At 74.7% G+C, this 13,759-nt stretch carries 14 protein-coding genes; 9 read left to right on the top strand and 5 right to left on the bottom strand.

Going from position 1 to position 13,759, the window contains the following annotated elements; genetic code table 11:
• Positions 1 to 164: 164 nt before the first annotated feature.
• Together AC07AZ_RS16435 and AC07AZ_RS16430 are read right to left on the bottom strand one after the other, a co-directional pair.
• A complete protein-coding gene (locus AC07AZ_RS16435) occupies positions 165 to 401 on the bottom strand; it encodes a hypothetical protein (protein WP_478848128.1) in 237 nt (78 codons plus the stop codon).
• Positions 398 to 601, bottom strand: coding sequence for a hypothetical protein (locus AC07AZ_RS16430; protein ID WP_478848126.1), 204 nt, complete (start codon positions 599 to 601; stop codon positions 398 to 400). The genes AC07AZ_RS16435 and AC07AZ_RS16430 overlap by 4 nt, the downstream gene beginning before the upstream one ends.
• A 123-nt stretch (positions 602 to 724) precedes the next feature.
• On the opposite strand from AC07AZ_RS16430, the gene AC07AZ_RS16425 reads away from it, so the two are divergent.
• The 5 genes from AC07AZ_RS16425 to AC07AZ_RS16405 all read left to right on the top strand — a co-directional run bounded on the left by AC07AZ_RS16425 (position 725) and on the right by AC07AZ_RS16405 (position 6,162).
• A complete protein-coding gene (locus AC07AZ_RS16425) occupies positions 725 to 1,762 on the top strand; it encodes a PHP domain-containing protein (protein ID WP_478848124.1) in 1,038 nt (345 codons plus the stop codon).
• A 40-nt stretch (positions 1,763 to 1,802) separates the two neighbouring features.
• Positions 1,803 to 2,459: an HAD family hydrolase gene (locus tag AC07AZ_RS16420; protein ID WP_478848122.1), complete on the top strand. Its 657-nt coding sequence runs from the start codon at positions 1,803 to 1,805 to the stop codon at positions 2,457 to 2,459.
• Between the two features lie 85 nt (positions 2,460 to 2,544).
• The gene (locus AC07AZ_RS16415) at positions 2,545 to 3,768 is read left to right on the top strand and encodes an FUSC family protein (RefSeq protein WP_478848120.1); all 1,224 of its coding nucleotides are present in this window, start codon (positions 2,545 to 2,547) and stop codon (positions 3,766 to 3,768) included.
• Positions 3,769 to 4,001: 233 nt separating this feature from the next.
• Positions 4,002 to 4,970: an SDR family NAD(P)-dependent oxidoreductase gene (locus AC07AZ_RS16410; protein ID WP_478848118.1), complete on the top strand. Its 969-nt coding sequence runs from the start codon at positions 4,002 to 4,004 to the stop codon at positions 4,968 to 4,970.
• 163 nt (positions 4,971 to 5,133) lie between these two features.
• A complete protein-coding gene (locus AC07AZ_RS16405; protein ID WP_478848116.1) occupies positions 5,134 to 6,162 on the top strand; it encodes an SDR family oxidoreductase in 1,029 nt (342 codons plus the stop codon).
• A 333-nt stretch (positions 6,163 to 6,495) separates the two neighbouring features.
• Here AC07AZ_RS16405 and AC07AZ_RS16400 read toward each other — a convergent pair whose 3' ends face one another.
• Entirely contained in the window at positions 6,496 to 6,807 is a 312-nt protein-coding gene (locus tag AC07AZ_RS16400) for a hypothetical protein (protein WP_478848114.1), read from the bottom strand.
• Between the two features lie 61 nt (positions 6,808 to 6,868).
• Positions 6,869 to 8,158 (bottom strand): ROK family protein, encoded by a 1,290-nt coding sequence (locus tag AC07AZ_RS16395; protein ID WP_478848112.1) that lies wholly within the window; start codon positions 8,156 to 8,158, stop codon positions 6,869 to 6,871.
• A gap of 280 nt (positions 8,159 to 8,438) precedes the next feature.
• Here AC07AZ_RS16395 and AC07AZ_RS16390 point away from each other — a divergent pair, with 280 nt between their 5' ends.
• The 4 genes from AC07AZ_RS16390 to AC07AZ_RS16375 all read left to right on the top strand — a co-directional run bounded on the left by AC07AZ_RS16390 (position 8,439) and on the right by AC07AZ_RS16375 (position 12,985).
• Positions 8,439 to 8,933, top strand: a complete 495-nt coding sequence (locus AC07AZ_RS16390) for an FBP domain-containing protein (RefSeq protein WP_478848110.1) — start codon at positions 8,439 to 8,441, stop codon at positions 8,931 to 8,933.
• A gap of 273 nt (positions 8,934 to 9,206) precedes the next feature.
• Positions 9,207 to 10,460, top strand: a complete 1,254-nt coding sequence (locus AC07AZ_RS16385) for an FUSC family protein (protein WP_478848108.1) — start codon at positions 9,207 to 9,209, stop codon at positions 10,458 to 10,460.
• A gap of 40 nt (positions 10,461 to 10,500) precedes the next feature.
• Positions 10,501 to 11,556 (top strand): hypothetical protein, encoded by a 1,056-nt coding sequence (locus AC07AZ_RS16380; protein WP_478848106.1) that lies wholly within the window; start codon positions 10,501 to 10,503, stop codon positions 11,554 to 11,556.
• Positions 11,557 to 11,749: 193 nt separating this feature from the next.
• Entirely contained in the window at positions 11,750 to 12,985 is a 1,236-nt protein-coding gene (locus AC07AZ_RS16375; RefSeq protein ID WP_478848104.1) for a lactonase family protein, read from the top strand.
• On the opposite strand, the gene AC07AZ_RS16370 is transcribed toward AC07AZ_RS16375, so the two are convergent.
• Positions 12,953 to 13,678 carry a DUF2470 domain-containing protein gene (locus tag AC07AZ_RS16370; protein ID WP_478848102.1) on the bottom strand — a complete coding sequence of 242 codons (726 nt, stop codon included), beginning with the start codon at positions 13,676 to 13,678 and terminating at the stop codon, positions 12,953 to 12,955. The genes AC07AZ_RS16375 and AC07AZ_RS16370 overlap by 33 nt on opposite strands.
• Between the last annotated feature and the right edge of the window lie 81 nt (positions 13,679 to 13,759).

Raw genomic sequence — 13,759 nt, 5'->3', positions numbered from 1 at the left:
ACGACCCCCCCCCCCCCCCCCCCCCCCCCCCCCCCCCCCCCCCCCCCCCCCCCCCCCCCCCCCCCCCCCCCCCCCCCCCCCCCCCCCCCCCCCCCCCCCCCCCCCCCCCCCCCCCCCCCACCACGCCGGGTCAGGGCCCCGTCCGCCAGGGCCGGGTGCCAGGGCTAGTGCCGCCTCCAGGTGAACTTGTCCCCGCCCACCCAGCGGACCACCTCGGGGTCGTCGAGGTCGTGGACGGTGATGCCGAACGCGGCGGCCGCCTCCAGCACGTCGGTGACGGCCTTCGCCTCCCCGACCACCTGGCCGTCGATCTCCACGATCCGGAAGGGCGGCGTGCCCGGCTGCACCCCGAGCACCGTGATCCGCGGGTGGGCGATGTGCGGGCTCGTGACTTCGGTCATGCGTCGAGCGTAGAACGCCGGGCGGCGAGGCGGGCGGCCTGGTCAGCCGCCCAGCAGGTCCGGAACGGCCGCCCCGACGGCTCCTTGCGTGGCCGGTCGAAGTGGCCGTGTTCGCCCAGCCGGGTGAGAGCGGGGGCGACGGTGTGCCCCTGCGCGACCGGTTCGAGGACGCGCGGGGCGGTGTACGAGGCACGGCACACCGCCGGGTGTTGCCGAGGTGGTGGCTGACGGGCGACCGCGGTACCGGGGCGGGACGGCGGACGCACCGCCCGTCCGTCGTGCGGGGCCCGCGGGGCTGGGGAACCCTGGAGGAGGAGGTGGCGATGGACCCTGTCGAGGCCCTGGACCGGATCGCGTTCCTGCTGGAGCGGTCCCTGGCGCCGACCTATCGCGTCCGCGCCTTCCGTACGGCGGCCCGGACGCTGACCGCGCTGCCCGCGGACGAGGTGCGCGAGCGGGCCCGCGACGGGACGCTGGAGTCGCTCAAGGGCATCGGGCCCAAGACCGCGCAGGTGGTGCGCGAGGCGCTGGACGGCGGGATGCCCGGCTATCTGGAGACGCTGGAGGAGACGTCGGACGCGCCGCTCGCACTTGGCGGCGAACGGCTGCGGGCGCTGCTGCGCGGCGACTGCCATCTGCACTCCGACTGGTCCGACGGCGGCAGCCCGGTCGAGGAGATGGGCAGGGCGGCGGCGGCCCTGGGGCACGAGTGGGCGGTGCTGACCGACCACTCGCCGCGGCTGACGGTCGCCCGCGGACTGTCGCCCGAGCGGCTGCGCGAACAGGTGGAGCTGGTGGCGGAACTCAACCGCACCTGGGCGCCCTTCCGCCTGCTCACCGGCATCGAGTGCGACATCCTCGACGACGGCTCGCTCGACCAGGAACCGGACCTGCTCCAACAGCTCGACGTGGTGGTGGTGTCCGTGCACTCCAAGCTGCGCATGGACGCCCGCGCGATGACCCGGCGCATGGTGGCAGCCGTACGCGATCCGCACGCCGACGTGCTCGGGCACTGCACCGGGCGGCTGGTCACCGGGCGGGGGCGGCCCGAGTCGGAGTTCGACGCCGACGAGGTGTTCGCGGCCTGCGCGGAGTCCGGTACGGCCGTGGAGATCAACAGCCGGCCCGAGCGGCTCGACCCGCCGCGTCGCCTGCTGCGCCGGGCCGTCGAGGCGGGGGTGCTGTTCTCCGTCGACACCGACGCCCACGCGCCGGGACAGCTCGACTGGCAGGTCTACGGCTGCGCGCGGGCCGAGGAGTGCGGGGTGCCCGCCGAACGGGTGGTCACCACGTGGTCGCGGGAGCAGGTGCTGGCGTGGACCCGCGAGGGCCGCACACCGGCCGGCGTGAGCGGCCCCTGACGTGGTACCCGTACGGGGATCACAGAGGAAGGACCAGCGTATGGAACGGGCGGCCGTGTTCGACGTCGACGGGACCCTCGTCGACACCAACCACCTCCACGTGGTGACCTGGTGGGAGGCTTTCCGGCAGGCGGGCCACCAGGTGCCCACACACGCCATCCACCGGGCCGTGGGACTCGGCTCCGGCGACCTCGTCGCCCATCTGCTCGGCGAGGACCGCGACAAGGACCAGGACGCGGAGCTCAGCGCCGCGCACAAGGCCCTGTACGGGCAGTACTTCGGCCGGCTGCCGGCGCTGCGCGACGCCGGGCGGCTGCTGCGGCAGCTCGACGGCAAGGGCTGGACGGTGGTGCTCGCCACCTCGGCGGGCGGCGCCGAACTGGGCGCGCTGCTGAAGGCGATCGACGCCGACGACGCGATCCGCGCCACCGCCAGCGCCGACGACGTCGACGCGGGCAAACCCGCGCCCGAGCCGGTCGAACACGCCCTGGAACTCGCGGGGGTGCCCGCCGAGCGGGCCGTGTTCGTCGGCGACACCGTGTGGGACATGCAGGCCGGCACCCGGGCCGGAGTCCGCTGCGTGGGCCTGCTGAGCGGGGGCATCCCCCGCGCCGACCTGACCGGGGCGGGCGCCCAGGTGATCTACGACGACCCGGCCGACCTGCTGGACTCCCTCGCGGACAGTCCCTTCGGGTGAGGCACCGGCCGAAGGTGAGACACCGGCCGAAGGTGAGACACCGGCCGGAGGTGAGACACCGGCCGTATCGGGATACCCACAGCGGATGACTCAAGTGACGGATGCGGTACGCCGGGAGGCACAGGCCGTGGGCCGGGCCGCCCTGGCCGTCTGGCGGGGGCCCGGCCGGGAGCGCGACCTGGTCGTGCAGTCGCTGAAGGCGGCGGCCGCCGCGCTGCTCGCCTGGTTCGTGGCGAGCGACCTGCTCGGCGACCCGATGGCCCTCATGGCGCCCTGGGCGGCCCTGGTCCTGGTGCAGGCCACCGTGTACAGCTCGCTGCGGCAGGCCGCGCAGCAGGTCACGGCGATCTGCGCCGGGACCCTGCTGGCGTCGGCGGCCCTGGCGCTCACCGGCTGGACACTGGGCGCCCTGGCCCTGTCCATACCGGTGCTGATGCTCCTCGCGAACTGGCGCCGCTTCGGCGACCAGGGCATCTACATGGCCACCACCGCCGTGTTCACCCTCGCCTCGGGCACGGTCGGCGCCTCCGCGGTGGGACACCGGGTGGGGCTGGCGGCGCTCGGCGCCGTGATCGGGATCGCGGTCAACGCGCTCGTGCTGCCGCCGGTCCACCTGCGGGACGTACGGGAGAACCTGTCGGGGCTCGCCCGGGAGTCCGGGGACGTCCTGCACACCGTCGCCGCCGGTCTGCGCGACGACGACTGGGACGCGCAGACGGCCGCCGACTGGTCGCACGCCTCCGCACGGCTGGAGGACCGCCTGGACGCGCTGCGCTCGGCGCGCCGCTGGAGCAGGGAGGGCCTGCGTCTGACCTCGAAACCGCTGCGCGCCCTCGCCCGGGCGCCGCTGTCGGCCCCGCCCGAGGAGGAGGACGAGCGGTGGAGCCGGGTCACCGGCCACATCAGGGCGCTGACCCGGACGCTGGCCGTCACCGCCGACGAGGGGCGCAGCCCGGCCCCGCCCGGCCGGGCCCAGCTGTGCGCCTACGCGGGGCTGCTGGAGCTGATCGGGGACGCCTGTCAGGCGGAGGGCCGCCGGCTGTGGGGGTGCCCCGGCGGGGGCCGCCCGGACGGCCGGGCCGAGGACACCGCGCGGGAGACGCACCGACGGTTGCAGGAGAGCCTGCGCGAGCACGCCGGGCAGGACGCCTCACGCGCGGTGGTGCTCGGCACGCTCCTGCTCCAGGCGGAGAGCCTCTGGTCCGAGGCGGTCCCGAACCCCAGCGATGGCCCCGGCCCCGGCAGCAGTGACACGGATCACCCCATACCGCCACAGAGCGCGGAACACCCCGGGGCGGTCGGCCGTTGAACCGACCGTGGGTGTGGACGGGACAGTGTCCCCGGGCCTCACCTTCTGCCCACAGGGACGATCGTCCGGCTGAAGCCCTGTGGAGCGACTCGCCGAGAGGCGACCGCCGTCCGCGCCCACACCCGTACCGCCCCGACCGTGATTCCCCCGTCCGGTCGGGGCTTTCCCTTTGCCCGCACCCCGCCACGGCGTCGCTTGACTTCGAGCGCACTCCAATCCGTAGCGTCCTGGACATGAGCACTGCACAGCACAAGATCGGATCGGGCTTCGGCGCCCGCAGCACCGCCGACGAGGTCCTCGCCGGCATCGACCTGACCGGACGGCTCGCACTGGTGACCGGCGGCTACTCGGGCATCGGCCTGGAGACCACGCGGGCTCTCACCGGGGCGGGCGCCCGGGTCGTCGTCCCGGCCCGCCGGCCCGCCACCGCCCGGGAGGCCCTGGCGGGCGTCGACGGGGTCGAGGTGGACGAACTGGACCTCGCGGACCTGGACAGCGTCCGCGGCTTCGCCGAGCGGTTCCTCGCCTCGGGCCGCACCCTCGACCTCGTCATCGACAACGCCGGGATCATGGCCTGCCCGGAGACCCGTGTCGGGCCCGGCTGGGAGGCCCAGTTCGCGACGAACCACCTCGGCCACTTCGCGCTCGTCAACCGGCTGTGGCCGGCCATCGAGCCGGGTGGCGCCCGCGTGGTCTCCGTGTCCTCGCGCGGCCACCACTTCTCCGGCATCCGCTGGGACGACGTCGACTGGCGCGAGGGCTACGACAAGTGGGCGGCCTACGGACAGGCGAAGACGGCCAACGTCCTGTTCGCCGTCCACCTCGACCGGCTCGGCCGCGACCACGGCGTACGGGCCTTCGCGCTGCACCCCGGCGGCATCCTCACCCCGCTGCAGCGCCACCTGCCCCGGGAGGAGATGGTGGCGAACGGCTGGATCGACGAGGACGGCAACCCGATCCCGCAGGAGGGCCTGAAGACCCCGCAGCAGGGCGCCGCCACCCAGGTCTGGGCCGCGACCTCGCCCCAGCTGGCCGAACGCGGCGGTGTCTACCTGGAGGACTGCGACATCGCCGAACCGGCCCCGGCCGACGGCGAGCGCACCGGCGTCAAGGACTGGGCGACCGACCCCGGGCAGGCGGCCCGCCTGTGGGCACTGTCGGCCGGGCGGACGGGCGTCGACGCCTTCGCCGCCGGGGCCTGACACCGGCCCGCTCCCCCGGCGCGGGCGGCCCGGGGGCACCGGCGCGTGCATCGGGGGTGGCCGGGTACCCGGGCCCCCCGCCGGTTCGGGTCCCGCTCTCGTCCCGCCCGTCGGCGGGAGAGGCCGGGCACGGCCTGCGACTCGCGGCCGAGAGGAGCCGAAGATGAACAGCGCAACGGGCAGCACGATCGTCGTCACGGGCGCCACCGGCAACGTAGGGACCAGCGTGGTGCGCCTGCTCTCCGAGGACCCCGAGGTCGGGTCCGTGCGGGGGCTGGCCCGCCGGCTGCCGGACTGGTCGCCCCCGAAGACGGACTGGTCCGCGGTCGACCTCACCTCCGGACAGGCCGACCTGGTCAAGGAGTTCACGGGCGCCTCCGCGGTCATACACCTGGCCTGGGCGTTCCAGCCGACGCACGACCCGGCGACGACCTGGCGCACCAACGTGCTGGGCTCCATCCGGGTGTTCGAGGCCGTGGCGGCGGCCGGTGTGCCGACGCTGGTGCACGCCTCGTCGGTCGGCGCGTACTCGCCGGGGCCCAAGGACCACACGGTGGACGAGTCGTGGCCGACCCACGGCTGGCCGGACGCCGCGTACTGCCGGGAGAAGGCCTACCTGGAGCGGGCCCTGGACACCTTCGAGTACGAGCATCCCGGTGTCCGGGTGGTCCGGATGCGGCCCGCGTTCCTCTTCAAGCGGGCCTCGGCGAGCGAGCAGCGGCGCATCTTCGGCGGCCGCTTCCTGCCGGGCCCGCTGGCGCGCCCCGAACTCCTGCCCTTCCTCCCCGACATACCGGGACTGCGGGTCCAGGCGCTGCACACCGACGACGCGGCCGAGGCGTACCGACTGGCGCTGCGCACGGACGTCCACGGCGCGTTCAACCTGGCGGCCGATCCGCCGGTCGACGCGGACCTGCTGGGCGAGCTGCTCGGTGTCCGTCCGGTGCGGCTGCCGCGCACCGCTGCCCGGTCGGCGATCGCCGCCGCGTGGGGGCTGCGACTGCTGCCCGCCTCGCCCCACCTGTTCGACGCCGTCCTCAGGCTGCCGCTGATGGACGTCACCCGCGCGCGGACCGAGCTGAGCTGGAGCCCGCGGTACACGGCGACGGAGGTCCTGACGGAGTTCCTCCAGGGTGTGCAGCGCGGCGAGGGCGCGGACACCGAGCCGATGCGAGGCCGCGAGGTCGGCTGACGGCACACGCCCGCGGGCCCCTGCCGGGGAGCCGCGGGCACCGTCATCGGCCGGCACTCAGCCCCCGGCCGGGTCACTCCCACCGCCCCCGACTGACGGCTACGGCTGACGGCTGACGGCTGACGGCTGACGGCTGACGGCTGACGGCACGGTGCCACGACTCCCCCACCCGGGCCCGCAAGGACCGCAGGCGACCCGGTGCTCAACCCGCCGGCCGGGACACCCCCGCCCGCTCCTGGTCCAGGCGTTCGCGCTGGGGGACCACCGTGCACCTCGGGTCGTGGACCCGGTCGGACACACCCGTGCCGGCTCCCCCTCGCGTTCGGGCCGCGGTCAGTCAGTGGCCTCGTCCGGCACGGGGTGCTCGGGATGCGGGGACGCCGACTGCGGTTCGCCCTGCCGGCCCGTGCCGGCCTCGTCGGTGTCCGGCACGTCGGTGGCCCGCTCGTCGCCCGCCTCACCGGGTTCGCCCGCATCAGCGGGTTCGCCCTCCGGACCCTCTTCGTCCACGCCGTCGGTGGCGCCGCGTTGGCGCGAGGGGACGACCTCCCAGGGGTCCTCCCCGGCGTGCGCCTGCTGGTCCGGCAGGTCCCGCGGGAGGGGCGTGCCGTTCTCACCTGGTCCTTCGTGGCGGTGGTCGGCCACGACGTACTCCCTTCGCCTGGGCTACGGGAGTGGCGAGTACCCCGCGGTGACCAGCGCAACCTCAGTGCGGCGCGCGCTCCTGGAGGGCGGTGCGCCAGGCCGGAGGGGGTCCCTGCGGCTCGGGTTCGGCGCGTCTGCCGCCACGGGCGAAGAAGTCGGCGAGCGGCAGGATCGCGGCGCCCACGGTGACCGCGTCGGGCCCGAGGCGGCCCATTTCGACGGTGACCTTCTCGGCCGGGTGGCGCAGGGCGTACGACACCGCGTGCCGGCGTACGGCGGGCAGGAACCGCGCGCCGAGCTGGAGGCCGGCCCAGCCGCCGATGAGGATGCGCTCGGGCTGGAAGAGGTTGATCAGGTCGGACAGGCCGGCGCCCAGGTACTCGGCGGTCTCCTCCAGCACGGCGAGCGCCACCGGGTCGGCCGAGGTGCCCTCCGGCGGGTAGGCGGCGGCCAGCATGTCGGTCAGCGCGGTCTCCTCGTCGGCGCCCTCCGCGGGGCGGCCGCCCTCCTCGCGCCAGCGCTCGAGGAGGGACTCGGCGCCCGCGTACGCCTCCAGACAGCCCAGGGCTCCGCAGCGGCAGCGGCGCCCTCGGACGCGGACCGTCAGATGGCCCCACTCGACGGCCCGGCCGTGCTCCACCTCGGGGGTCACCAGACAGGCGCCGACACCGGAGCCGAACAGGACGACGATCGCGTTGCGGGCACCGCGGCCGCCGCCGAACCACATCTCGGCCTGGCCCAGGGTCTTGGCGCCGTTGTCGATGAAGTAGGGCACGGTGTCCGGGAGTTGGGACCCGGCGCGCAGCAGCTCCTCCAGCGGGACGGCGTCCCAGCCGATGGTCTGCCCATGCACGACGGCGCCTCGCTCGGGGGTGTGTTCCACGATGCCGGGCACGCCGATGCCGACGCCGAGCAGCCGCTCGGGCGCGATACGGGCGGCGGCGAGGACCTCGGCGATGCCGTCGCGGATGTGGCCGACGATGCCCTCGACCTCGTACTCCTGCCGGGCCAGCGGGTGCTGCACGCGGGCGAGTTCGGTCAGCGCCAGGTCGAACAGCTCGATCCTTACGCGGGTCTCGCCGACGTCGACGCCGATCATGTGGCCGCTGTCGGGCGCCGCGCGCAGCAGGGTGCGGGGGCGGCCGCCGTCGGAGTCGACGCTGCCGGCCTCCTCGACCAGTCCGTCGGCGACCAGGTCGGCGACGACGTTGCTGACGGAGCCGGAGCTGAGCCCGGTCACCGGGCCGAGTTCGAAACGGCTGAGGGGTCCGTCGAAGTAGAGCCGTTGCAGCACGGCCGTGCGGTTGGCCCGCCTGAGGTCGCGTACCGTGCGCCCGTTCCGCCCCGCCATGTGGCTCCTTCTCCGAACCCCGCCGACCTGCAAGATACCTCTGCGGGGCCGCCGGGCGCGAGTTTCACCCACCCTTAATTCACGACCTGAACGAAGTGAGGCCGATCCCACGCCGGCGCACAGTCCCGCGTCCGCACGGAACCGAGTTCCCCAAAAAGCACTGGCTCCCCTGCGTCCGACTGTCTAGCCTAGGCTGAAACCTAGTGGCCCTAGGAAATTGCCGAGCGCGCACGGTCCCGGTGTGCGTGACCCACAACCCCACCCCTCCAGGAGCCTCGCCATGAAAGCACTCACCGAGCAGACCGTTCGCGACTCCTTCGTCAACTGCTCGAAGGGAGAGGCCAGGCGTCTCGCCGTGCCCCGGGACCTCGCCGAGCGGCCCTGGGACGACCTGGACTTCCTGGGCTGGCGCGACCCCGGGGCCCCCGACCGCAGCTATCTCGTCGCCGAGCGGGAGGGCCGGCCCGTCGGTGTCACGTTGCGCTTCCCTCCCTCGACCCGGGGCTTCCTGCACCGCAGCCTGTGCTCGCTGTGCCTGACCACGCACCGGGGCGGGGGAGTCTCCCTGATGACGGCCCGCAAGGCGGGATCCGCGGGCCGCGAGGGGAACTCGGTCGGCCTCTACATGTGCACCGACCTCGCCTGCTCCCTCTACCTCCGGGGCAGGAAGGTCCCGGAGAGCGGGAGCCGCTTCGAGGAGAGCCTGACCCTGGAGGAGCAGATCGCCCGCACCACGGGCAACCTGGCCGCCTTCCTCGACAAGCTCTTCGTCTGATGTCCGACGGGTGACCGGTGACGCGTGACCTGTGACCTGTGACCTGTGACGAGTCACGTGTGCGGGTGACCTGTGACGAGTCACGTGTGACGGGTGACGTGCGACGACAGCCACCGACCACCTGCCCAGGGCCGCCCCGCCTCCCCCGCCCGACCCACGACGGTCCGTTTCGGATGTTCGCCCGAGCGGCGGGTACCGGCCCAGATGCGTTGAGGACAGTCACGGTCCTCAACGAGTAGCGTCGGTGCATCTGTGGAAGGGGTCAGCGCAAGGATGCGAGATGTACGTGAGTTGACGGCGTCCCCTGTGCGGCTGGTGAAGCGGCACAGGGAACCTGTGGTCGTGCGGACCCTGCGATCGGCGGTCGCGGCGTCCCTGGCCTACGTCGTCGCCCTGCGTCTGAGCCCCGAGGCGGCACCGCTCACCGCGCCGCTGACCGCGCTGCTCGTCGTCCAGGTCACCCTGTACGCCACCCTCACCAACGGCATCCGCCGGGTGAACGCGGTGGTGGCCGGGGTCCTCGTCGCCATCGCCTTCAGCATGCTGGTGGGACTGACCTGGTGGAGTCTCGCACTGCTGATCGTGGCGTCGCTGGCCGTCGGGCACCTGGTGCGGGTCGACGAGTACGTGCCCGAGGTGGCGATCAGCGCGATGCTGGTGCTCGGTGTCACGAGCGTCGGGGACACCGCGTGGGCGCGCATCCTGGAGACGCTGATCGGCGCGGTCGTCGGTCTCGGGTGCAATCTGGTCCTCGCCCCACCGGTGTGGGTGGACGAGGCGGGGGAGTCGATCGAGGGGCTGGCCCGGCGGGTACGGCAGCTGATGCTGAGCATGGGCGAGCAGGCCGCGGGCCGGATCCGCGTCGAGGAGGCGGCGGCCCGGCTGCACGAGGCACGCCGGCTCGACCACGCGATCGTCGAGGTGGACGCGGCCCTGCGGCAGGCGGAGGACAGCCTGCGGCTCAACCCGCGGGTGCGCGAGGGGCTGCTGCACCGGGTGGTGCTGCGCACCGGCCTGGACACGCTGGAGATCTGCACGGTGGTGCTGCGGGTCCTCGCCCGCACCTTCACCGACCTCGCGAAGGAACGCGAACCCGACGCGCTGTTCACCCCGGGGACCGGCGCCGCCGTGGAACAACTCCTGTCCGAGATCGCCGACGCGGTGGTGAGCTTCGCGGTGCTGGTCACCACCGACGTCAGCCACAGCGCGGAGTCGGCGGAGGAACGTCTCAGCACCGAGCTGCGGCAGGCCGCGACCTCCCGCGACAAGCTCGCCCAGCTCCTGCTGGAGGAGGTGCAGAGCGACGCCCGGCACTGGCAACTGCACGGTGCGACGCTGACGGAGGTCAACCGCATCCTCGACGAGCTCGACACCGAGCACCGCACGCGCCGGCTGTTCGAGGAACTGGACCGGGTCAGCCAGGAGCAGCGCGAGCGGATGCCACGGCTCACCCGGCTGCGCGAGAGCGTGCGGGTTCCGGCCCGGCTGCGCCGGAACCACCGGGCGTCCGCCACGCGTTCCAGGTGACGACAGGAGCAGCACCCGAGTGACGACGAGGGGCGGGCGGATGGCCGACACCACCGTGCGGATCGACGGGAACACACTGCGGCTGCCGGGCGGTGTGGCCGTCCGGTTCGTGCGCACCCTGCGGCTGCCCGAGACGGGCACGCACGCGTTGCCGCCGGGCCTCGGCGAGTTTCCCGTCCGGCGGGTCGCGGACTGTCCGGACACCGTGCCGGAGACCTGGCGGGCGCGCGGCGGCGTGATGCTGCCGGTGTACCTGCGCGAGGCGATGTGGCTGAGCTTCGCCGGCACCACCGAGCCGGCCGCGCTCCAGGTCGGGGTGGGCAAGGTGTGCGCGGTGTCGGGCCGGCCGTGGAGCGGCCGGCTGTCCCGCGAGCCGCAGAACTACGTGGTGCTGCCGCGTCAGCCGTGGCTGGACGGCATCAACTCCGGGAAGGGCACCGTCCGTCAGTTCGTGGCGGTGCCGCTGGGGCTGGGGGCGACCGTCGAGGGCCAGGTCACGGGCGAGGAGGTCTGGGGCGGCGTACAGCTGCAGTCGTTCCCGCTGAACCCGGCGGAGCTGGCGCACTGGCGCGAGGAGGAGCGGCGCCGGGCGGAGCGGGCCGTCCGCTCGATGCGGCCGGGCGGGGCCCGCGGCGCGGCGATGCCCATGTCGGCACCGCCCGCACCCGGCGCGGCCCCGGTCGCCGCCGCACCCGGGGGCAGGGCGCGGGCCGCCGCGGCGATGGGGCTCGGCGTCGGCGGTTCGATGCGCCAGGAGGTGTACCGCGACGAGCGGGCTCCCGGGGACTGGGCCCCGGAACCCGCCGGGCGCGTCTTCGTGCACCTGGTGACCCCGCCGGAGTGGCGCCGCATCACCGGGGAGGCGCCGCCGCCGTCCCCGGTGGACCGGGCGGCCTACACGCGCGCAGGACTGCCCTGGTTCGACTACTACGACCAGGACGCCAGGGATCTGGCGCCCACGGAGACCCTCGGGGCCGTGCAGCCGGTGGGCGACTGGCTCGGTGACGACCACGACCCCTGGCAGGAACCCGCCCCGCACCAGGTCAAGCCCTTGAAGGACGCGTCGGGCAAGCCGGTGCAGGACGGCGACTGGTAACGGTCGGGCCGCGCGGCCCGACCGGCGGCGGGCGGGAGCGCGGGTGGCGGGCGAGGGGTGACGGGTGACCGGTGCGCGTTGCGTACCGCGCAACGGGCGGGTGCCTTTCTTGCGTCCCGTCGGCCGCCCGCGCGAAGGTGGCTGTCGCGCAACGGGCGACGCCCGGGGCGGCCGACCACGGAGGGTGCGGACGATGGACAGTGCGGAAGGAGCGTCGCGCGGCGGCTGGAGCAGGCGGCGTTTCGTCGGCGCCGTCGCGGGAGCCGCCGCTGTCGCGGCCCTGCCCGCCCCCGCGCCGCCCGCCGCCACGCGGAACGGCTCCGGGGCCGGACGCGCCCCCACCGCCGCGAAAGCCCCCGACAGGGCCCCGGCCGCACCGCCGTCGCCCGCCGGGACGCCCGCACGCACGCGCCCGCTCGCGCTCGGCACCTACACGTCCGTCGACGGCGGCGGCAAGGGCATCGGCTTCGCCACGTACGACACCGTGACCGGCCGGATCGCCGGGGCCGGCACACTCCCCGGCGTCGAGAACCCGTCGTTCCTGGCGCCGCACCCCGACGGCCGGACGCTGTACGCGGTGAACGAGCGCGCGGCGGGCGCCGTGACCGCCGTCCGGCTGTCCGACCGCACGGTCCTCGGCACCCGCGCCACCGGCGGCTCGGGCCCCTGCCATGTGTCCGTGCACCCGGGCGGGCGCTGGCTGCTCAGCGCGGACTACGGCTCCGGCAGCGTGGCCGTGCATCCGATCGACGCCTCGGGTGCGCTCGGCGAGCGGACCGACCTGGTCAGGCATTCCAGCCCGCCGCCCGGACCGGGTCAACAGGGCCCGCACGCCCACCAGTTCGTCACCGGTCCGGGCGGCCATCTGCTGGCGGTGGACCTGGGCACGGACACCGTCTACACCTATCGCCTCGACGACCGGACGGGCACGCTGACCGAGACCTCCCGGGCGCACACCCGGCCGGGCGCGGGCCCGCGCCACCTCACCTTCCACCCCGGCGGCCGGTACGCCTACCTGGCCAACGAGGTCGACAACACGGTCGCGGTCTGCGCCTACGACCCGGGCACCGGCCGCCTGGACATCGGCGCCCCGCAGTCCACCGGCACGGGGCCGGGCACCAGTTACCCGGCGCAGTTCCTGGTGACCTCGGACGGCGCGTACGCCTATCTCGCCAACCGGGGCGACAACACCCTGACGCGGTACGCGGTGGAGGCCGGCGGCGCCCGGCTCGGACTGCTCGACACGGTGGCGGTGGGCGGTGACTTCCCCCGGCAGATCGCGTTCTCGCCGGACGGACGGCTGCTGTTCGCGGCGAACCAGAGGTCAGGCACCGTGAGCGTGTTCCACGTGGACGTGAGGGGCGGCGGACTGCGGCTCGCGGGCGAGCCGTTCGCGTCACCGGTCGCGGTCTGTGCGGTGCCGCTGTAGCGGGCGCGGGCAGGCGGCCCGGCCGGCCTCGGTGAGCAGCACGTGCATGCGTTCGGTGAGCTGCGAGACGTCGTCGGCGGGCGAGTGGAACGGCAGCCGTACGTCGCCGTGGGTCCGGGCCCGTTCGACGCGCAGGGTCAGTCCGTGCCGGTCGACGGCGAGGGGCCGGACCCGGACCGCCCCGTGCAGGCTGCCGGGGTCGACCAGCCGGGTGAGGCGTTCGACGGCGTCCGCGTGGCAGTCCGCGAGGTGGCTCAGCAGATGGGCCTCGGCCAGGGCCAGCGGGTCGGGTACGGCGGCGGCGTACTCCTCGACGCCGACGACCTCCGCGCCGGACGGCCGGCGCAGCACCACCCGGGTGGCCCGGAAGCTCAGGCGGCCGTCCTCGGCGGTGAACCAGCCGGCGAGCCAGACCCGGGCGCGGACCCGCGCGCGGACCGGGACGGGTGCCGCGTCGGCGAACTCCAGGACGGCGGACGGCTCACCGCGGGGTGCGCAGACCGCGGCGGCGAACAGGGTGCTGTCCTCGGGGACGCGCAGCGACACCCGGCCGTCCGCGGCGACCTCGTGCGCGCCGACGAACTCCTCCCGCCCGCCCTCCGCCGTCACCGCGCAGGACCACGCGGCGGCGAGCACGGAGCGGACCTGCTGCGCCGCGGACGGCGCGGCCGCCCAGACGTGACTGTCACCCATACCGATCCCCCATTAGGTAAGCCTTGCCTAACTTATCGGAGTCCGGGGTGTACGCCAACCACGGCCGGCGAGCCGGCACGG

The organism is Streptomyces sp. NPDC043878 (genome assembly GCF_056435735.1).
This window is presented reverse-complemented; position numbering and strand designations above follow the sequence as displayed.

Excerpts from the sequence above, each read along its gene's own strand:
- AC07AZ_RS16395 (WP_478848112.1), bottom strand. The coding sequence starts at position 8,158 with ATGGCGGGGCGGAACGGGCGCACGGTACGCGACCTCAGGCGGGCCAAC.
- AC07AZ_RS16410 (WP_478848118.1), top strand. The coding sequence starts at position 4,002 with ATGAGCACTGCACAGCACAAGATCGGATCGGGCTTCGGCGCCCGCAGC.
- AC07AZ_RS16385 (WP_478848108.1), top strand. The coding sequence starts at position 9,207 with ATGCGAGATGTACGTGAGTTGACGGCGTCCCCTGTGCGGCTGGTGAAG.
- AC07AZ_RS16425 (WP_478848124.1), top strand. The coding sequence starts at position 725 with ATGGACCCTGTCGAGGCCCTGGACCGGATCGCGTTCCTGCTGGAGCGG.
- AC07AZ_RS16405 (WP_478848116.1), top strand. The coding sequence starts at position 5,134 with ATGAACAGCGCAACGGGCAGCACGATCGTCGTCACGGGCGCCACCGGC.
- AC07AZ_RS16380 (WP_478848106.1), top strand. The coding sequence starts at position 10,501 with ATGGCCGACACCACCGTGCGGATCGACGGGAACACACTGCGGCTGCCG.
- AC07AZ_RS16370 (WP_478848102.1), bottom strand. The coding sequence starts at position 13,678 with ATGGGTGACAGTCACGTCTGGGCGGCCGCGCCGTCCGCGGCGCAGCAG.
- AC07AZ_RS16415 (WP_478848120.1), top strand. The coding sequence starts at position 2,545 with ATGACTCAAGTGACGGATGCGGTACGCCGGGAGGCACAGGCCGTGGGC.
- AC07AZ_RS16420 (WP_478848122.1), top strand. The coding sequence starts at position 1,803 with ATGGAACGGGCGGCCGTGTTCGACGTCGACGGGACCCTCGTCGACACC.
- AC07AZ_RS16435 (WP_478848128.1), bottom strand. The coding sequence starts at position 401 with ATGACCGAAGTCACGAGCCCGCACATCGCCCACCCGCGGATCACGGTG.
- AC07AZ_RS16375 (WP_478848104.1), top strand. The coding sequence starts at position 11,750 with ATGGACAGTGCGGAAGGAGCGTCGCGCGGCGGCTGGAGCAGGCGGCGT.
- AC07AZ_RS16390 (WP_478848110.1), top strand. The coding sequence starts at position 8,439 with ATGAAAGCACTCACCGAGCAGACCGTTCGCGACTCCTTCGTCAACTGC.